The 16,491-nt window shown below is 70.5% G+C and carries 14 protein-coding genes; 7 read left to right on the plus strand and 7 right to left on the minus strand.

Annotated features, from left to right (window positions below; translation table 11 throughout):
* Positions 1–27: 27 nt before the first annotated feature.
* The gene (locus tag CcI49_RS20895; protein WP_054569053.1) at positions 28–744 is read right to left on the minus strand and encodes an IclR family transcriptional regulator; all 717 of its coding nucleotides are present in this window, start codon (positions 742–744) and stop codon (positions 28–30) included.
* Between the two features lie 100 nt (positions 745–844).
* Between CcI49_RS20895 and CcI49_RS20900 the strand changes: the two genes are divergently transcribed.
* From CcI49_RS20900 to CcI49_RS20915, 4 genes are all read left to right on the plus strand, one after another.
* Positions 845–1,729 (plus strand): fumarylacetoacetate hydrolase family protein, encoded by an 885-nt coding sequence (locus CcI49_RS20900; RefSeq protein WP_241840170.1) that lies wholly within the window; start codon positions 845–847, stop codon positions 1,727–1,729.
* A gap of 158 nt (positions 1,730–1,887) precedes the next feature.
* Positions 1,888–2,865 carry an acetaldehyde dehydrogenase (acetylating) gene (locus CcI49_RS20905; protein WP_054569052.1) on the plus strand — a complete coding sequence of 326 codons (978 nt, stop codon included), beginning with the start codon at positions 1,888–1,890 and terminating at the stop codon, positions 2,863–2,865.
* A complete protein-coding gene (gene dmpG, locus CcI49_RS20910) occupies positions 2,862–3,956 on the plus strand; it encodes a 4-hydroxy-2-oxovalerate aldolase (RefSeq protein ID WP_076828785.1) in 1,095 nt (364 codons plus the stop codon). The genes CcI49_RS20905 and dmpG overlap by 4 nt, the downstream gene beginning before the upstream one ends.
* 45 nt (positions 3,957–4,001) lie before the next feature.
* Entirely contained in the window at positions 4,002–4,943 is a 942-nt protein-coding gene (locus CcI49_RS20915; RefSeq protein ID WP_054569050.1) for an A/G-specific adenine glycosylase, read from the plus strand.
* A 73-nt stretch (positions 4,944–5,016) separates the two neighbouring features.
* Here CcI49_RS20915 and CcI49_RS20920 read toward each other — a convergent pair whose 3' ends face one another.
* The 5 genes from CcI49_RS20920 to pstS all read right to left on the minus strand — a co-directional run bounded on the left by CcI49_RS20920 (position 5,017) and on the right by pstS (position 10,490).
* On the minus strand, positions 5,017–5,967 hold the full coding sequence (locus CcI49_RS20920) for a response regulator transcription factor (protein WP_083473584.1): 951 nt from the start codon (positions 5,965–5,967) through the stop codon (positions 5,017–5,019).
* Positions 5,964–6,740, minus strand: a complete 777-nt coding sequence (gene pstB, locus CcI49_RS20925) for a phosphate ABC transporter ATP-binding protein PstB (protein ID WP_054569048.1) — start codon at positions 6,738–6,740, stop codon at positions 5,964–5,966. Before pstB ends, CcI49_RS20920 begins: the two co-directional genes overlap by 4 nt.
* Positions 6,741–6,853: 113 nt before the next feature.
* Entirely contained in the window at positions 6,854–7,915 is a 1,062-nt protein-coding gene (pstA, locus tag CcI49_RS20930) for a phosphate ABC transporter permease PstA (RefSeq protein ID WP_076828789.1), read from the minus strand.
* Positions 7,912–9,183 (minus strand): phosphate ABC transporter permease subunit PstC, encoded by a 1,272-nt coding sequence (gene pstC / locus CcI49_RS20935; protein ID WP_054569046.1) that lies wholly within the window; start codon positions 9,181–9,183, stop codon positions 7,912–7,914. The genes pstA and pstC overlap by 4 nt, the downstream gene beginning before the upstream one ends.
* Positions 9,184–9,374: 191 nt before the next feature.
* Complete coding sequence (pstS, locus tag CcI49_RS20940; RefSeq protein ID WP_076828792.1) at positions 9,375–10,490, minus strand: phosphate ABC transporter substrate-binding protein PstS; 1,116 nt, start codon at positions 10,488–10,490, stop codon at positions 9,375–9,377.
* A gap of 921 nt (positions 10,491–11,411) precedes the next feature.
* Here pstS and CcI49_RS20945 point away from each other — a divergent pair.
* From CcI49_RS20945 to CcI49_RS20955, 3 genes are all read left to right on the plus strand, one after another.
* Positions 11,412–11,690, plus strand: coding sequence for a hypothetical protein (locus tag CcI49_RS20945; protein WP_006540221.1), 279 nt, complete (start codon positions 11,412–11,414; stop codon positions 11,688–11,690).
* Positions 11,691–11,830: 140 nt separating this feature from the next.
* Positions 11,831–13,237 (plus strand): proline--tRNA ligase, encoded by a 1,407-nt coding sequence (gene proS / locus CcI49_RS20950; protein ID WP_076828846.1) that lies wholly within the window; start codon positions 11,831–11,833, stop codon positions 13,235–13,237.
* 878 nt (positions 13,238–14,115) lie between these two features.
* On the plus strand, positions 14,116–15,549 hold the full coding sequence (locus tag CcI49_RS20955; protein ID WP_076828794.1) for an aldehyde dehydrogenase family protein: 1,434 nt from the start codon (positions 14,116–14,118) through the stop codon (positions 15,547–15,549).
* A 99-nt stretch (positions 15,550–15,648) separates the two neighbouring features.
* Here CcI49_RS20955 and CcI49_RS20960 read toward each other — a convergent pair whose 3' ends face one another.
* A complete protein-coding gene (locus CcI49_RS20960) occupies positions 15,649–16,473 on the minus strand; it encodes an enoyl-CoA hydratase (protein ID WP_076828796.1) in 825 nt (274 codons plus the stop codon).
* Positions 16,474–16,491 lie beyond the last annotated feature (18 nt).

The raw sequence follows: 16,491 nt of genomic DNA on the forward strand, positions 1-16,491 counted from the left end.
GCCAGGCCGAGCAGCGTGTCGATGATTTCAGGACGCCAGTGCCCGGGCGACGCCGAAGCTGGCGGCGCGCAGCGCGGGTGCCAGCCGGGACGGGCGGAACCTCGCGACGGGAACCGAGACCGAGAGTGCCGCGACCGCCGCACCGTCGACCAGCACCGGGACGGCGACGCAGCTCAGGCCCGGCATGGACTCCTGCTGCTCGTAGGCGATCCCGGCGATCTGCACCTGCTCGATCTCGATCCGCAGCCGGTCCGGGTCGCGCAGGGAGCTGGGGGTCAGCACCCGCAGCGGCCGGGAGAGCACCTCGGCCAGCAGCTCCTCGCCGCCGAACGCCAGCAGGGCCTTGCCGACTCCGGTGCAGGTCAGCGGCAGCGCACCGCCGACCTGTGAGGGCATCTCACGGCGATCCCGGCCGTGGATCTTCTCCACGTAGACCGCGTCGAGGCCGTCCCGCGCCGCGAGGTGCACGGTCTCCCGGGTGGCTTCGAAGAGATCCTGCATGAAGGGGCGGGCGGCGTCCCGCAGATCCCGGCGCGGCGGGACGATCGCGCCGAGCTCGAAGAGCTTGGGGCCGAGCCGATAGCCCGCGGCGACCCGTTCGAGCAGACCGATCTCGACCAGCTCCGCACTGAGCCGGTGCACCGTTGTCTTCGTCAGCCCCGAGCGCTCAACGAGTTCCGCCAGACGGAACGGTCCTCCGCTCGGGCGGAAGGCCTCCAGGATCCACATGGCCTTCTGCAGCATGCCACCGTCAGCGCTGTTCCGTGTCACGGAATCCAGTGTTGCTGACGATCACAACGGACGTCTATACCGGAGGCACCGCACCGACGCGTGAGGAGAACCAATGACCGGCTCGAACGGCACCATCGCCGCCGCGGCTGCCACCGCCGCCACCTGGGGCGACACCGCCCCGAAGCGCGCCGACACCGCCGACACCGCGGACGCGGCCGACAGCGCGGTGACACGCGTCGCCGCGCTCCTCGCCGAGGCCGAGCGCAGCAGGCAGCCGTGTCCTCCGGTGCGCTCGCTGCTGCCCGCCGGCGACATCGCCACCGCCTACGCCGTCGCGCAGCACAACGTCGACGCCGCGCTGGCCGCCGGCCGTCGCCTGGTCGGCCGCAAGATCGGCCTCACGTCGCCCGCGGTGCAGCGCCAGCTCGGCGTGAACCAGCCCGACTTCGGTGCGCTGCTGGCGGACATGGCGGTGCCCGACGGTGGCGAGGTGCCGGCCGGGCGGCTGCTGCAGCCGAAGGTCGAGGCCGAGGTCGCACTCGTCCTGGGCCGAGATCTGCCCGCCGGGCCGTACACCGTCGCCGACCTCATCGGTGCCTGCGACTACGCGCTGCCCGCGCTGGAGATCGTCGACAGCAGGATCACCGGCTGGGACATCACCATCGTCGACACCGTCGCGGACAACGCGTCCAGCGCGCTGTTCGTCCTGGGCGGCCGGCCGGTCCGGCTCGCCGACGTCGACCTGCGTGAGGTCACGATGACGCTGCGCGCAGGGGACGAGGAGGCGTCCCGGGGCTGCGGGGCCGACTGCCTCGGCGGTCCGCTGAACGCCGCGGTCTGGCTCGCGGACGCCCTGCACACGATGGGCATCCCGCTGCGGGCCGGCGACATCGTGCTCACCGGCGCCCTCGGCCCGATGGTTCCCGTCACCCCCGGGTCCGCCTTCGAGACCACGATCAGCGGCCTCGGCTCGGTCCGGGTCGCCTTCGCGGCCTGACCGCGGCATCCGGAGCCTGATGCCCGCTGCCGGCGCCTGATGCCCGTGCCTGATGCCCGTGTCTGATGTCCGTGCCCGGTGCCCGCGCCATCTCACCGATCAACCCGGGTGTGGGCCGCGTCCGCGCTCCCGCGCCTCTTCCCACCGGAAGGACTGCCTTGGCCACCGCCACCAGCGGAACCGGAAAGACGAAGGTCGCCGTCATCGGCTCGGGGAACATCGGCACCGACCTGATGATCAAGATCCTCCGCACCTCCGAGGTTCTGGAGATCGCCGCGATGGTCGGCATCGACGCCGAATCCGACGGGCTGGCCCGCGCCCGCCGGCTCAGGGTCGCGACCACCCACGAGGGCATCGACGGGCTGCTGCGGATGCCGGAGTTCGACGACATCGAGATCGTCTTCGACGCCACGTCCGCCGGCGCGCACGCCCGCAACGACGAGCTGCTGCGTGCCCGCGGCCGCCGGGTCATCGACCTGACCCCGGCAGCGATCGGGCCGTACGTGGTGCCCCCGGTCAACCTGGACGCCCACCTGGACGCCCCCAACATCAACATGGTGACCTGCGGCGGGCAGGCGACGATCCCGATCGTCGCGGCCGTGGGCGCCGTCACCCCGGTGGCCTACGCCGAGATCGTCGCGTCCATCGCGTCGAAGTCGGCCGGGCCGGGCACCCGGGCGAACATCGACGAGTTCACCGAGACCACGGCCAGCGCCATCGAGAAGGTCGGCGGTGCCGCCCGCGGCAAGGCCATCATCGTGCTGAACCCGGCCGAGCCGCCGCTGGTCATGCGCGACACCGTGTACTGCCTGATCGGCACCGGTGACCAGGCCACCCAGGACGCCGTCGTCGCCTCGGTGACCCGGATGGTCGACCGGGTGCGGGAGTACGTCCCGGGCTACCGGCTCAAGCAGCAGGTGCAGATCGAGCAGGTGTCGGCGGACGACCCGCTGCGCCAGCTCGCGCCGGACGGGTCCGAACCCGCCAAGGTCACGGTGTTCCTGGAGGTCACCGGGGCCGCGCACTACCTGCCCGCCTATGCCGGCAACCTCGACATCATGACCTCGGCCGCGCTGCGCGCCGGGGAGCGCCTGGCGCGGACCCTCGCCCGGCGGGAAGGAGCGACCGCCCGATGACCACCCTTTCCGCGGGGACGTCCGCGGGGACGTCCACCGCCCCGGACACGTCGCCGGAACACCCCGCCGCGCCGTTCGTCCCCGAACTGTACGTTCAGGACGTCACCCTACGTGATGGCATGCACGCCGTTCGCCATCGCTACAGCGTTCAGACCGCGCGGACGATCGCCGCCGCGCTGGACGCCTCCGGTGTCCGCGCGATCGAGGTGGCGCACGGCGACGGGCTCGCCGGATCGAGCATCAACTACGGCATCGGCGCGCACACCGACTGGGAGTGGATCGAGGCGGTCGCGGCCAGCGTCACCGACGCGATCCCGACCACCCTGCTGCTGCCCGGGATCGGCACCGTGCGCGACCTGCGCCAGGCGCACGCACTGGGCATCCGGTCGGTGCGGGTGGCCACCCACTGCACCGAGGCCGACATCTCCGCCCAGCACATCAGCGCCGCCCGTGACCTGGGCATGGACGTCGCCGGCTTCCTGATGATGAGCCATCTGGCCGCCCCCGCCGAACTGGCGCGGCAGGCGAAGCTGATGGAGTCCTACGGGGCGCACTGCGTCTACGTCACCGACTCCGGCGGCCGGCTCACCATGGACGACGTACGGGACCGCTTCCGCGCCTACGCCGACGTGCTCGACCCGGCGACCGAGACCGGCATCCACGCCCACCACAACCTGGGGCTGGGCGTGGCGAACACCGTCGTCGCCGTCGAGAACGGCGCCACCCGGGTGGACGCCTCGCTCGCCGGCCAGGGCGCCGGTGCCGGCAACTGCCCGCTGGAGGCGTTCATCGCGGTCGCCGACCTGATGGGCTGGAAGCACGGCTGCGAGCTGTTCGGTCTGATGGACGCCGCGGACGACGTGGTCCGCCCGTTGCAGGACCGCCCGGTGCGGGTCGACCGGGAGACCCTCACCCTCGGCTACGCCGGGGTGTACTCCTCGTTCCTGCGCCACGCCGAGGCCGCAGCCACCCGCTACGGCCTGGACACCCGCACGATCCTCGCCGAGGTCGGCCGGCGCGGGATGGTCGGCGGCCAGGAGGACATGATCGTCGACGTGGCCCTCGACCTGGTGGCCCGCGCCGGCGCCTGATCAGGCCCCCGGCCGCGGCCAGGCCCCGGCGGCGGGAATGGCACGATGGCGTCGATGACGACAACGACGCCAATGACCGCGGGTGCGGCCCCACCGGGCACCGGCCAGTCGCCCGCGAACCCCGCGCTCGCGGACCTCGTCGTGGACTGGTTCGGCGCCCACGCCCGGGACCTGCCGTGGCGCCACCCGGAGGCGGGTCCGTGGGGGGTGCTCGTCAGCGAGATCATGCTGCAGCAGACCCCTGTGCACCGGGTCCTGCCGGTCTGGGAGACCTGGCTGCGGCGGTGGCCCACCCCCGCCGGGCTCGCCGCCGAACCATCCGGCGAGGCCGTGCGGGAATGGGGGCGCCTCGGCTACCCGCGCCGCGCGCTGCGGCTGCATCAGGCGGCGGGTGCCATCGTCGAGCGGCACGGCGGTGCGGTTCCCGACCAGCTGGATGACCTGCTGGCCCTGCCCGGCGTCGGCACCTACACCGCGCGGGCCGTCGCCGCGTTCGCCTTCCGGCAGCGCCACGCGGTGATCGACGTCAACGTCCGGCGGTTCGTCGCCCGGGCGGTGGAGGGCACCGCCGCCGGCCCGACGGCGGTGTCCCGGCGGGACCTGGAGCTGGTCGCCGACCTGCTGCCGGCGGATCCGGAGACCGCGGCCCGGGCCAGCGCGGCGTTCATGGAGCTGGGTGCGCTGGTCTGCGTCGCGCGGGCGCCCCGCTGCCCGGCGTGCCCCGTGCAGGAGCGCTGCGGGTGGCTGGCCGCCGGCAGCCCGCCCTCCGACGCCCCGGCACGGCGTCCGCAGGGGTACGCCGGCACAGATCGGCAGGTCCGCGGACGGCTGCTGGCAGTGCTCCGCGACGCCACCGGACCCGTCGAGCAGGAGCTGCTCGACCAGGTGTGGGACGAGCCCGTCCAGCGTGGCCGGGCCCTCGCCGGCCTGCTCGCCGACGGTCTCGTCGTGCGGTGCGGGCCAGGCGTCTACGCACTTCCGACCTGAGCCGGCGCTGCGCGCCCCGAAATTCTCCGGCTCCGAAAATCCACCGCTCCGGAATTCTCCGGCTCCGGAGCTCTCAGCTGGGGTGGGCGCGGAAGCGGTAGCCGATGCCGCGGATGCTCTCGATCAACGGCGGCCGGGTCTCGCCGAGCACTCGTCCGGTCGACCGGCCGGCGGACGGCCCTGCCGGCGGCTCGGGGGCGCTCTGATCTCCCAGCCTGCGGCGCAGTCTGCGGACATGCACGGCCAGCGTGTTGGGGTCGGTGTCGGGCGATCCCCAGACCTCGGTGAGCAGCATCTCCCGGGTGACCACCCGGCCGGCGTGCCCGAGCAGCAGCCGCAGCAGCCGGAACTCCCGCGGCGGCATGTGCACGGTGCGGCCGTCGACGGTCACCTCGTGTGCGTCGACGTCCAGCACGACCGGGCCGGAGCGCAGCACCTCGGAACGCTCGACGGCGGACGGGACGGGTCCGGTTACGGGCCCGGTCTGGGCCGGTACGGCCGCCCCCGCCCCAGTCCCAGCCCCGCCGCCGGTGCCGGCGGCCATGGTCGTTGCCGCGCCCAGGCCGGCCGGCCCGCCCACGGCGCCGACCATGGCGAGAACCTCGTGGATCCGGAAGGGCTTGCCCAGGCAGACCGTCGCCCCGGCCTCGAGGGCGGCCGCCGCCTGCTCACGCTCATCCGGGCCGACCGCGAACAGGATCGGCGTGGTGGTGCGGGCCTGCGCGGAGCGGACCGTCCGGACCACGGTCACCCCATCGACAACCGGAAGGTTCGCGGTGAGAAGCACCGCGGACGGTGCGAGGCGCCCGATCTCCACCAGCGCCAGCGCCCCGTCCGCGACGACGGCGACCTCGATCCCCTGGTCCCGCAGCGCGGGCAGCAGTTCGTCGTCCGCCTCGTTGTCCGCGATGAGCAGCAGCGGACGGCGGCCGGGATCGGGCTCCGCCAGGATCGGCGCGCCGGCCCCCAGGGAGCCGGCCGCCGCCTGTGCTTCCGCAGATCCGGGAACCCCGGAGGGCCTCAGCCGAACCGCCCGGAGATGTAGTCCTCGGTCCGCTTCTCCTTCGGGTTGCTGAAGATCTGCGACGTGGTCGAGTACTCCACGAGCCGACCCGGGTCCCCCGTCTTCTCCAGGGAGAAGAACGCGGTCGTCTCGCTCACCCGGGATGCCTGCTGCATGTTGTGGGTGACGATGACGATGGTGTAGCTGGACCGGAGCTTCTGGATGAGGTCCTCGATCGCCAGCGTGGAGATCGGGTCAAGCGCCGAGCAGGGCTCGTCCATCAGCAGCACCTGCGGTTCGACCGCGATGGCACGGGCGATGCACAGCCGCTGCTGCTGGCCGCCGGAGAGGCCCGCGCCGGGCCGGTTGAGGCGGTCCTTGACCTCGTCCCACAGGTTCGCGCCCTTCAGCGACTCCTCGACCCGCTCGTCGAGCAGCGACTTCTTGCGCACGCCGTTGAGCTTCAGGCCCGCGATGACGTTCTCGTAGATCGACATCGTCGGGAACGGGTTGGGACGCTGGAAGACCATTCCGACGTTGCGGCGCACGTTGACCGGGTCGACGCCGGGACCGTAGAGGTCCTCGCCGTCCAGGAGCACCTGGCCCTCCACCCGGGCACCGGGAAGGACCTCGTGCATACGGTTCAGCGTCCGCAGAACGGTCGACTTCCCGCACCCGGACGGCCCGATGAAGGCCGTGACGCTCTTCGGTTCGATCGTCAGGTTCACATCCGCTACGGCCTTGAACTTCCCGTAGTAGGCGGTCAGGCCCGAGATCTCGATACGGGTGGCCATTGCTACCTCGACTCAGCTGGTTGTGCGGTCGGTCGGTTCGTTGCTCTCGACGGGTTCTTCGGCAGTGCGGCGGGCACCGGGTTCCCCGGGCGGGTGACGACGGCCATCAGGGGCTACTTGACCTTCGCGCGGCTCGCCACGAACCGAGCGATCAGATTGAGCAGCATGATGATGATGATCAGAGTGAGTGCCGCGGCCCAGGCCCGGTCGATGGCGACCTGCTGGGGCTGCCCTGCCTGCGAGTAGATGTACAGCGGCAGAGCCGACTGCTCACCGTCGAACGGGTTCATGTTGATCGAGTTGTCACCGAACACCGTGAGGAGCAGCGGAGCCGTCTCACCGGCGACACGAGCGACCGCCAGCATCACACCGGTCACGATTCCGGGCAGCGCGGTCGGAACCACGATCTTGAGAATCGTCCGCCAGCGGGCCACACCGAGCGCGTAGCTGGCCTCCCGCAGTTCGTCCGGCACGAGTTTCAGCATTTCCTCGGCCGAGCGCACGACCACCGGAACCATCAGGATCGTGAGGGCGAGCGAGCCGGCGAAACCGGTGAACGGCTGGCCGAGCGCCAGAATCCAGAAACCGAGAACGAACAGACCGGCGATGATCGACGGGAGACCCGTCAGCACGTCGACGAAGAAGCTGATCGCCCGGCTGACCCGACCCGTTCCGTACTCGACGAGGTAGACGGCGACGAGCAGGCCGAAGGGCACCGCCATGAGGCTGGCCAGCGCGACCTGCTCCAGCGTCCCGATGATTGCGTGGTAGATACCGCCACCGGCGTCCCGCGCACCGATGCCGCGCATCGAGTGCGTCAGGAAATCCAGGTCGAGGCGCTTGGCACCGCGCTCGATGACCGACACCAGCACCGCGACCAGCGGGATGAGAGCGAGCAGGAAGGACCCGTAGACCAGCGTCGTGACCAGGCGGTCCCGGGCGTGTCGGCTGCCCTCCACCAGCACGGAGGCGATGGTCTGGCCGATCGAGAAAAGCAGCAGCACGATCAGGACGAACTGGATCCGGCTGTGGATGGATGTCACCAGATACAGCAGCGCCGTGAGGGCCACCGCGCCGACCGCGATGGCGCCCAGGACGGGCGTCCGCAGCGTCTGCCCACGCAGGTTCAGCGAGTGGTGCTCGGCCGGGGCGGCCGGCATGGTCGTGGCCGTCATGCCGCTCGGCCCGAGAACTCGCGACGCCGCGCGATGACGGCCCTAGCAATCATGTTGACCACCATTGTGACGACAAACAGCACGAGACCGGACGCGATGAGCGCGCCGCGGCCGATGTCGTTGGCCTCGCCGAAGCCGTTCGCGACGTTCGCCGCGATCGTGTTGCCCGCCGGCTTCAGGATGTTCCAGGAGATGTTGAAGGTGGAGGGAAGGACCAGGGCGACTGCGATCGTCTCACCCATCGCGCGGCCCAGGCCGAGCATGGAGGCGCTGATGACACCGGGCTTGCCGTAGGGGATGACCGCAGTCCGGATCATCTCCCAGCGGGTCGCGCCGAGTGCGAGCGCGGCCTCCCGGTGGGTGAGGGGAACCTGCAGGAAGACCTCACGGGAAAGCGCCGCGATGATGGGAAGAACCATGATCGCGAGAACCACGCTCGCCAGGAAGACCGACCGGCCGACCGAGCCCTCGCCGACATCGAACAGCGGGATCCAGCCGAAGTAGTCGTTCAGCCACATCTGCGTCCCGTTGAAGTGCGGGGCGAGCACGAGCAGGCCCCAGAGGCCGTAGATGACGCTGGGCACCGCCGCGAGCAGATCCACGACGTAGCCGAGTGCGGAGGCCATCCTGCGGGGCGCGTAGATGGTGATGAACAGAGCGATGCCGACCGCCACCGGAATCGCGATGGCGAGCGCGATGACCGCGGAGAGCAACGTGCCGAACAGAAGCGCCGCCACACCGAACACGGGCGGCGTGTCGTTCGCCGACCATTCCTCGGTGGTGAAGAAGTTGCCCTCGTTGGCGCTCAGCGCGTCCCAGGCCTTCAGCACCAGGAACAGCGCGATCAGCCCGATGAGGACCAGCAGGCCGATGCCCGCCGTCCTGGTCAGGTTCTTGAAAAGGGTGTCGGCAAGGCCGATCTTCGGCTTGGCGCCCGACTCCGGCGAGATCTCGCGGGGGGTGAGGTCCCCCTTTGTCTCGCCGACCGGCGCGCTCTCGCTGACCGGCGCGCTCGCGCTGATCGCCGCGCTCACGCTGGCTGCCGTACTGTCGCTGGCCGCGGCGGTCTCGCTGACCGCCTCGCTCTCACTGACCGCCTCGCTGGGCGTCTCGCTGACCGCCTCGCCGGGTGTCACGTCGGTGGACACCTCGTCGGGCTTCTCAGCGGTCGGCTGCGCGGGAACACTCGGCTCCGTCGCGGCCGGGGTGGTCTGAGAACCGGTCCCCCGCGTCCCGGCGTCTGCCGGGCTGTCCGGCTCCGTCGTCATCCCTACCTACCTCGACTCTTCCTCCCTCAGGGGTCGACGCACGAATCACGGCCTGGAAACGGTGATCGACAACCGATGACCAGCGACCGTGGACCCACGACGGCCCGGAGAACCACGGCTTCCGCGGCCGGGGCGTCAGGGCCCCGGCCGCGGAAGTGATGTGCTGTTAGAGCGTCACGCCGGGATGTTGATCAGGCGATCTTCTCGATGACGGCGCGCACCTTCGTGGCGATGCTGTCCGGCAGCGGCGCGTAGCCGAGGTCGGCGATGGCGGCCTGACCGTCCTCGGAGGCGGTGTAGGTCAGGAAGCTCTTCAGCAGCGGCGCGGCGGCGGCGTCGTTGCCAGTGGTGCACACGATCTCGTAGCTGGCGAGGTAGATCGGGTAGGCACCCTTGGTGGCGGTGGCGTAGTCGAAGGTGAGCTTGAGGTCGTCACCGTCGGCAACCTTGGCGGTGCTGATGCCCAGCGAGGCACCGTCGGTGCTCACCGCGACGAACTCGTCGGCGGCGTTACCGATCTTGGCGGTGGACAGACCCGCGTTCTCCGCGTAGGAGAGCTCCACGTAGCCGATCGCGTTGGCGGTGGACTTGACCGTGGAGGTCACGCCGTCGCTGCCCTTGGCACCCTGGCCGCCGGGGGCCTTCCAGTCGGAGCCACCCTCGAAGGTCCAGTCGGCGGACGCAGCGCCCTTCAGGAACTTCRTGAAGTTGTCCGTGGTGCCCGAGCTGTCGGAACGGTGCACCGACTGGATCGGGGCGTCCGGCAGGCTCGCGCCGCTGTTGTCGGCGGCGATCGCCGGGTCGTTCCACTTGGTGATCGCACCCGAGAAGATCTTGGCGACCGTGGCCGGCTTCAGCTGCAGGTCCTTGACACCGTCAAGGTTGTAGATGACGGCGATGGGGCCGACGACCATCGGGATGTCAACCGCGGCACCGCCGGTGCAGCGCGCGTCCGCCTTGGTCTTCTGGTCGTCCTTCAGCGCGGAGTCCGAGCCGGCGAAGGCAACCTGCTTGTCGATGAACTGCTGACGCCCCGTCCCCGAGCTGGAGGACTGGTAGTTGATGGTGGCGCCGCTGCACTCGTCCTGGTACGCCTTGACCCACTCGTCCATCGCGTTCTTCTGCGCGGACGAGCCGCCGCCCGTGATCGACCCGGTGGCGCAGTCGATCGGGCTGGTGGTGGCCGCCGAGGACGGAGCAGCGCCCGTCGTATCCGGCTCGCTGTTGTCGTCCGAGCCACACGCGGCGAGTGAGAGCAGTGCCGCGGCGGCAAGGCCCGCGACTACCTGACGCTTGCCTAGGTTCACGAGCAATCCTTCGTCTTCGCGCCTCGCGGCGCCGATCTGGTCCCGCCCCCCGTTCGGGGTGCCGGCGAGAATCGAAGCGAGGCCGGATGAACGAACGGTGAACGTCGGCGAACATGAACCGCACTCCAACCGGAACACATTCGGTGTACCGAACTGCCCGTCCCGCCAGGTGTGCCGCCACCCACACCGCGGACACCAAAGGTAGTTGGGTGATGACTCGGTGCCACGATCGTCGGCCCCTCAGTGTTTTGGCGACCCGTCCGGCCGGACTTCCCGACACTCACATCGCGCACCAGCAACACCGTGCAACAGCGCCAACCCGACACCGGAACTCGCCGCCAGCACACACCGGACACCCCATCCTGTGATGTAAATCACTTTCGATGCGACCCCGTGGACGAGGGCAGGTCATCCAGGCGGACACCGAATTCACTACGGGGGACGCCGAGCTCGTGGGCCGCGGCCACCTCCCGTTCACGAGACCACGGCCAGACACGATCTGCTGCACACCGCCCACAACCCGTAGTGAACGGATCAATCGGACGTCTGATCACACAGCCGAACGGGACTTTCGTCCTGCGTCACCGGACGTCCAGCTCTGACCACAGATAGACCCTTGCCTTCCTCGTCGAGCGATCGTTTGCTACAAAGCAAGAGATCGGTAGCTGACAGCATTGGGTCGCGCCCGAAGAGTCATCGGGTCGCGTCCACTGAGTCGGGGAGGTGTTTTCAGGTACGCCCGGAAACACGCCAAGTGGTCAACGACCCAGCGCGACCCGACGCTGCACGGCGCAGCACAGCAGCGCAGCACGGCCGCGACACAGGGCATCCCCCGCGGAACCCCCAGCCCCGCTGGTGAGCCCCACGCGTGCCGCCCCGCCGAAATCGGTGACCGCCAGCCACAGGAAGGCAGCCCGCACGATGAACACCGTCGACACCGGCGAGCTCATGCCGGAACCCAGACCCGTATCCGGTGGCCCGCCGCCGTCGCTGGCGGAGGTCGTCACGGTGCGGTCCGGATTAAACGTCGAGCACGAACTGATCCTCGCCCCCGGCGCGACGGCGGCCGACCTGACCAGCGCGATGATCCTGGTCCCGCCGACCGCGTCACTCGTCAGCCACCACGGCGACGTGGATCTCTCGCTCGTCTTCCGGGAGCCGCGGCACCCGGGCCACGGGGAGACCGCCGCCGCACGCTGACCGTCGATCCACTGATCCCTCGGCCTGCCGAGCCCCTGATCCACTGATCTGCTGATCCGCTGATCCGCCCGGACCGGCCCGTCCACGGGGGGCGGGCCGCGTCCGTCGTTCCGCCGGGACGACGCAATATCGTGGACGACGTGGCTGTTATCACCCCCCGTTCCACCGACTTCCCACGCTGGTACCAGGACGTGCTCGACAAGGCCGAGCTCGCCGACAACGGTCCGGTCCGCGGCACCATGGTCATCCGGCCGTACGGCTACGCGCTGTGGGAACGGATGCAGGCCGACATCGACGCCCGGATCAAGGCCGCCGGCGCGGTGAACGCCTACTTCCCCCTGTTCATCCCGGAGAGCTACCTGCGCCGGGAGGCCGAGCACGTCGAGGGGTTCAGCCCGGAGCTTGCCGTCGTCACCCACGGCGGAGGCAAGGAACTGGCAGAGCCGGTCGTCGTCCGCCCGACGAGCGAGACGGTCATCGGCGAGTACATGGCCAAGTGGACGCAGAGCTACCGCGATCTCCCGCTGCTGCTGAACCAGTGGGCGAACGTCGTCCGGTGGGAGCTGCGCCCGCGGCTGTTCCTGCGCACCAGCGAGTTCCTCTGGCAGGAGGGCCACACCGCGCACGTGGACGAGGCCGACGCGGCCGCCTACGCCCGCCGGATCGCCCTCGAGGTGTACCGCGACTTCATGGTCTCGAAGCTCGCGCTGCCGGTGTTCGTCGGCGCCAAGACCCGCAAGGAGCGCTTCGCGGGCGCCACGAACACGATGACCTGCGAAGGGATGATGGGCGACGGCAAGGCGCTGCAGATGGCCACAAGCCACGAGCTCGGCCAGAACTTCGCCCGCGCCTTCGACATCGACTTCCTCGGCGCCGACGGCGGCCGCCACCTGGCCTGGACGACGTCCTGGGGCAGTTCGACCCGGATGATCGGTGGGCTGATCATGGCTCACGGCGACGACAACGGGCTGCGGATCCCGCCCGCACTGGCGCCGACCCAGGTCATCGTGCTGCCGGTTCGTGACGACGAGGCCGTGGTCGCGAAGGCCCGTGAGATCACCGAAGCGCTCACCGCGGCCGGCGTGCGGGTCAGCCTGGATGCCCGGCCGGGGCTGTCGTTCGGCCGCCGGGTCACCGACGCCGAGCTCAAGGGCATCCCCGTCCGGGTCGAGATCGGCCCGCGCGACCTCGCCGCCGGCAACGTGACGCTGGCCCGCCGCGACACCGGGGAGAAGCACCCCGTGCCGCTCACCGAGGTCGCCAGCCGGGTGCCGGCACTGCTCGACGACGTGCAGGCAGCCATCTACGCGCAGGCGCTGGAGCTTCGGGAGGCCCGCACCGCGGACGTCACCTCGCTCGCCGAGGCGGTCGAGGCGGCCGGGACCGGCTTCGCGCGGCTGCCCTGGCGGCTGGTCGGTGAGGACGGTGAGGCACGGCTTGCCGAGGAGTCCGTGACCGTCCGGTGTCTGCAGACCCCCGACGGCGAGCTGCCGTCCGCGGACACGGACGACGCCGATCTCGTCTGCATCGTCGCCCGCGCCTACTGACCGGCGCCGGCGACCGCGCCGGCCGGGACCGCTCACGTGGCGGTCCCGGCCGGACCCCGTCCGCCGCCGCTCGAAGCCGCCGCTCGAAGTGTTGAGGAGTTTGGTCGTTCCGGCGACCAAAATCCGCAAGCCTTGCCAGAAGCAACTCCGGCCGCGGCAGCCGCGGCGATGTGCGCCGGTCATGACAATCGGCGCGATATCTTCCGCGCGGCCTGATCGCTTGCGGCACGCCCCCACATGCGATACGGGAATATTTTCGCGAAAAGTTGACGCACGGCTCAGCCGCCCGGGTGCCGCCGGCGTATTCCACCGGATCCGCCTAACACCGGGACCCGCCAGCGAGATTCCCGCGGACATCAGGGTGATTTCCCAGCGGCGGTCCCCCGGCGCCGCCGCGCTCACCGCCGGGCCAGCGGGCCTGGCGGTGACCGCCGGGCCACCGGACCTGGCGGAACGCTCATGGAGCGCAGGCTGTGGAGCGCAGCTCACCGCTCTCCAGGCGCTCTCCAGGCGGGACCTGACGACGCCCCGCAGAAGATCCGCCGACTGATCAATTCCGGCCCGGCAGCCCGTCCCGGCCCCGCCGGGCCAATCAGTTGACTCCGAATTCGGCGCAAGTAGGATTAAGACACGAATGCGACGAGAGCGGTCGGGACGCAAACGGGTCAAGCGCGGCTTTCCCGTGCCGTGATCCCGATCAGTCCACCTCTGGGCCCGCGTTCACGAAAAGAGGTCGGGGTGCGGATCTTCAGGCGCGATGCGGCGAACACCGCGGGTGTTCGCCGAGGTCGCCACGCGCACCTCGCGGAACATCACGAACCTCACCCTGGCTCCGGGCGAGCCAGTAGTGATCACTGACATCAACGAGGAGCGCGGCTGTGAAGCGGTTACTGATCGACGGGCAGCTGGTCGAGACCGAGCGGACGGTCGACTCGATCAACCCGGCCACCGGTGCGGTCGTCGGCACGGCCGCGGACGCGACACCTGAGCAGGTCACGGCGGCGGTCAAGGCCGCCCGGCGCGCGTTCGACGAGACGGACTGGTCGACCAACGTCGAGTTCCGCGTCCGTTGTCTGAACCAGCTCCACGAGGCCCTCGTCAAGCACATGGAAGAGTTCCGTGAGCTGACGATCGCCGAGGTGGGCCACCCGCGGCAGATCACCGACGGCCCGGCGCTGGGCTCACCGATCGGCCTGGTCAAGTACTACGCGGATCTCCTCGGGGAGTACTCCTTCACCCAGGACCTGGGCGTCGCCGAGGCGTTCGGCCGGCCGAACAAGCGCTGGATCGAGCGGGAGCCGGCCGGCGTCGTCTCCGCGATCGTCGCCTACAACTACCCCACCCAGCTCGCCCTCGCGAAGCTGGCCCCGGCGCTGRCCGCGGGCTGCACCGTGATCCTCAAGGGCGCGCCGGACACTCCCCTGCTCGCGCTCGCGCTCGGTGAGCTGATCCTCAACGAGACCGACATCCCGGCCGGCGTCGTGAACGTCATCACCGCCGTGGACGTCGAGGCCTCCGAGGTGCTGACCACGCACCCGGACGTCGACATGATCACCTTCACCGGCTCGACCGCGGTCGGCCGGCGGATCATGGAAGTCGCGAGCCGCACGCTGAAGAAGACCTTCCTGGAGCTGGGCGGCAAGTCCGCGCTGGTCGTCCTGGACGACGCGGACCTCGACCTGGCCGCGATGATGGCCGCCTTCACGATCTGCTCCCACTCCGGTCAGGGCTGCGCGATCACCTCTCGCCTCGTCGTCCCGCGCGAGCTGCACGACGCCGTCGTCGAGAAGGTCACCGGCATGCTGGCCGCCGTGAAGGTCGGCGACCCGTCCGATCCGGAGACCTACATGGGTCCGCTGATCAGCGAGAAGCAGCGCGACAAGGTGGACGCGATCGTCCAGCGCGCGATCGCGGACGGTGCCACGCTGGTCGCCGGCGGCAAGAAGATCGACCCGGGCTTCTTCTACGAGCCCACCCTGCTCGCGAACGTCGACCAGGACAGCGAGATCGCGCAGGAGGAGATCTTCGGCCCGGTGCTCGTCGTGATCCCCCACGACGGCGACGACGACGCGGTGAAGATCGCCAACAACTCGATCTTCGGCCTCTCGGGTGCGGTCATCAGCGCGAGCGACGACCGGGCGCTGGCCGTCGCGCGCAGGATCCGCACCGGCACGCTGAGCGTGAACGGCGGCATGTACTTCGCTCCGGACGCGCCGTTCGGCGGCTACAAGCAGTCCGGCATCGGCCGTGAGAGCGGCATCGCCGGGCTCGAGGAGTTCCTGGAGATCAAGACGATCGCCCTTCCCGCCTGAGTCGGGCCTGGTGGCGGCTGGCGGTGCTCCGCGGAGCACCGCCAGCCGCCACAGCCTTTCGGCCGCCACGGCACTTCCCGCGATGGCCGGGAGGCGCTGTCAGGCCGGTGATGTTCCGGGCTGGGTCTGGCTGCGGCCGCGTTCGGTGACAGCCGCGCGGCGGGCGGCGACGTCGCTGGTGTCCGGGCGCCAGGTCTCCGCCAGCAGCCCCTCCGCGCGGTGCGCGTCGTCGAGCGTCGCCGCGTTCGCCACCTGCCGGTAGTGCGCCACCAGGCGGCGCACACCCCGCGCGTCGTTGCTGACGATGTCGCCGGCGAGCCGCTGCGCGAACGGCAGCAGCTCCTCGTGCGGCACGACGTGGTTCACCAGGCCGAGGCGCAGCGCCTCCGGTGCCGCCACGTAGTTGCCGGTCAGCGACATCTCGATGGCTCGCCGAAGCCCGATCGACTGCGCGAGCAGAACGGTGATGCCGCCCCCGGGCATGATGCCGACGCGGGCGTGGGTGTCGGCGAACCGGGCCCGCTCGGAGGCGACCAGGAAGGTGCACTGCAGGGCCAGCTCCAGGCCGCCGGTCGCGGCGACCCCGTTGATCGCCCCGATGATCGGCTTGTCGATGACGGGCAGGAACCGGTAGAGCCCGTTGTCGTAGCGCCCCTGCCCCTGGCCGGGTTCCCTGGGCGGCGTGGTGGACGGAGCCTCGCCCGACAGCTCCTTGAGGTCGACCCCCGCCGAGAAGGCCGGGTCCGCTCCGGTGAGGACCACCGCGTCCACCTCGGGATCCGCCCCGGCCGCGAGGWCGGCGTCCCACAGCAGGTGTAACAGCTCCCGGCTCAGCGCGTTGCGCGCCGCCGGCCGGTTGAGCGTCACCGTCGTGACCCGGTTCTGGGTCTCGACCCGCACGACGGGCTCGTTTGCAGCTGGCATCTGAACTCTCCCCGATCA

Source organism: Frankia sp. CcI49, from assembly GCF_001983215.1.
GTDB classification, from domain to species: domain Bacteria; phylum Actinomycetota; class Actinomycetes; order Frankiales; family Frankiaceae; genus Parafrankia; species Parafrankia irregularis.

What these genes read in the sequence shown, in the direction of transcription:
- CcI49_RS20895 (WP_054569053.1), bottom strand. Translation starts at nt 744, where the DNA reads ATGCTGCAGAAGGCCATGTGGATCCTGGAGGCCTTCCGCCCGAGCGGA.
- CcI49_RS20900 (WP_241840170.1), top strand. Translation starts at nt 845, where the DNA reads ATGACCGGCTCGAACGGCACCATCGCCGCCGCGGCTGCCACCGCCGCC.
- dmpG (WP_076828785.1), top strand. Translation starts at nt 2,862, where the DNA reads ATGACCACCCTTTCCGCGGGGACGTCCGCGGGGACGTCCACCGCCCCG.
- CcI49_RS20915 (WP_054569050.1), top strand. Translation starts at nt 4,002, where the DNA reads ATGGCGTCGATGACGACAACGACGCCAATGACCGCGGGTGCGGCCCCA.
- pstB (WP_054569048.1), bottom strand. Translation starts at nt 6,740, where the DNA reads ATGGCCACCCGTATCGAGATCTCGGGCCTGACCGCCTACTACGGGAAG.
- pstA (WP_076828789.1), bottom strand. Translation starts at nt 7,915, where the DNA reads ATGACGGCCACGACCATGCCGGCCGCCCCGGCCGAGCACCACTCGCTG.
- pstC (WP_054569046.1), bottom strand. Translation starts at nt 9,183, where the DNA reads ATGACGACGGAGCCGGACAGCCCGGCAGACGCCGGGACGCGGGGGACC.
- CcI49_RS20945 (WP_006540221.1), top strand. Translation starts at nt 11,412, where the DNA reads ATGAACACCGTCGACACCGGCGAGCTCATGCCGGAACCCAGACCCGTA.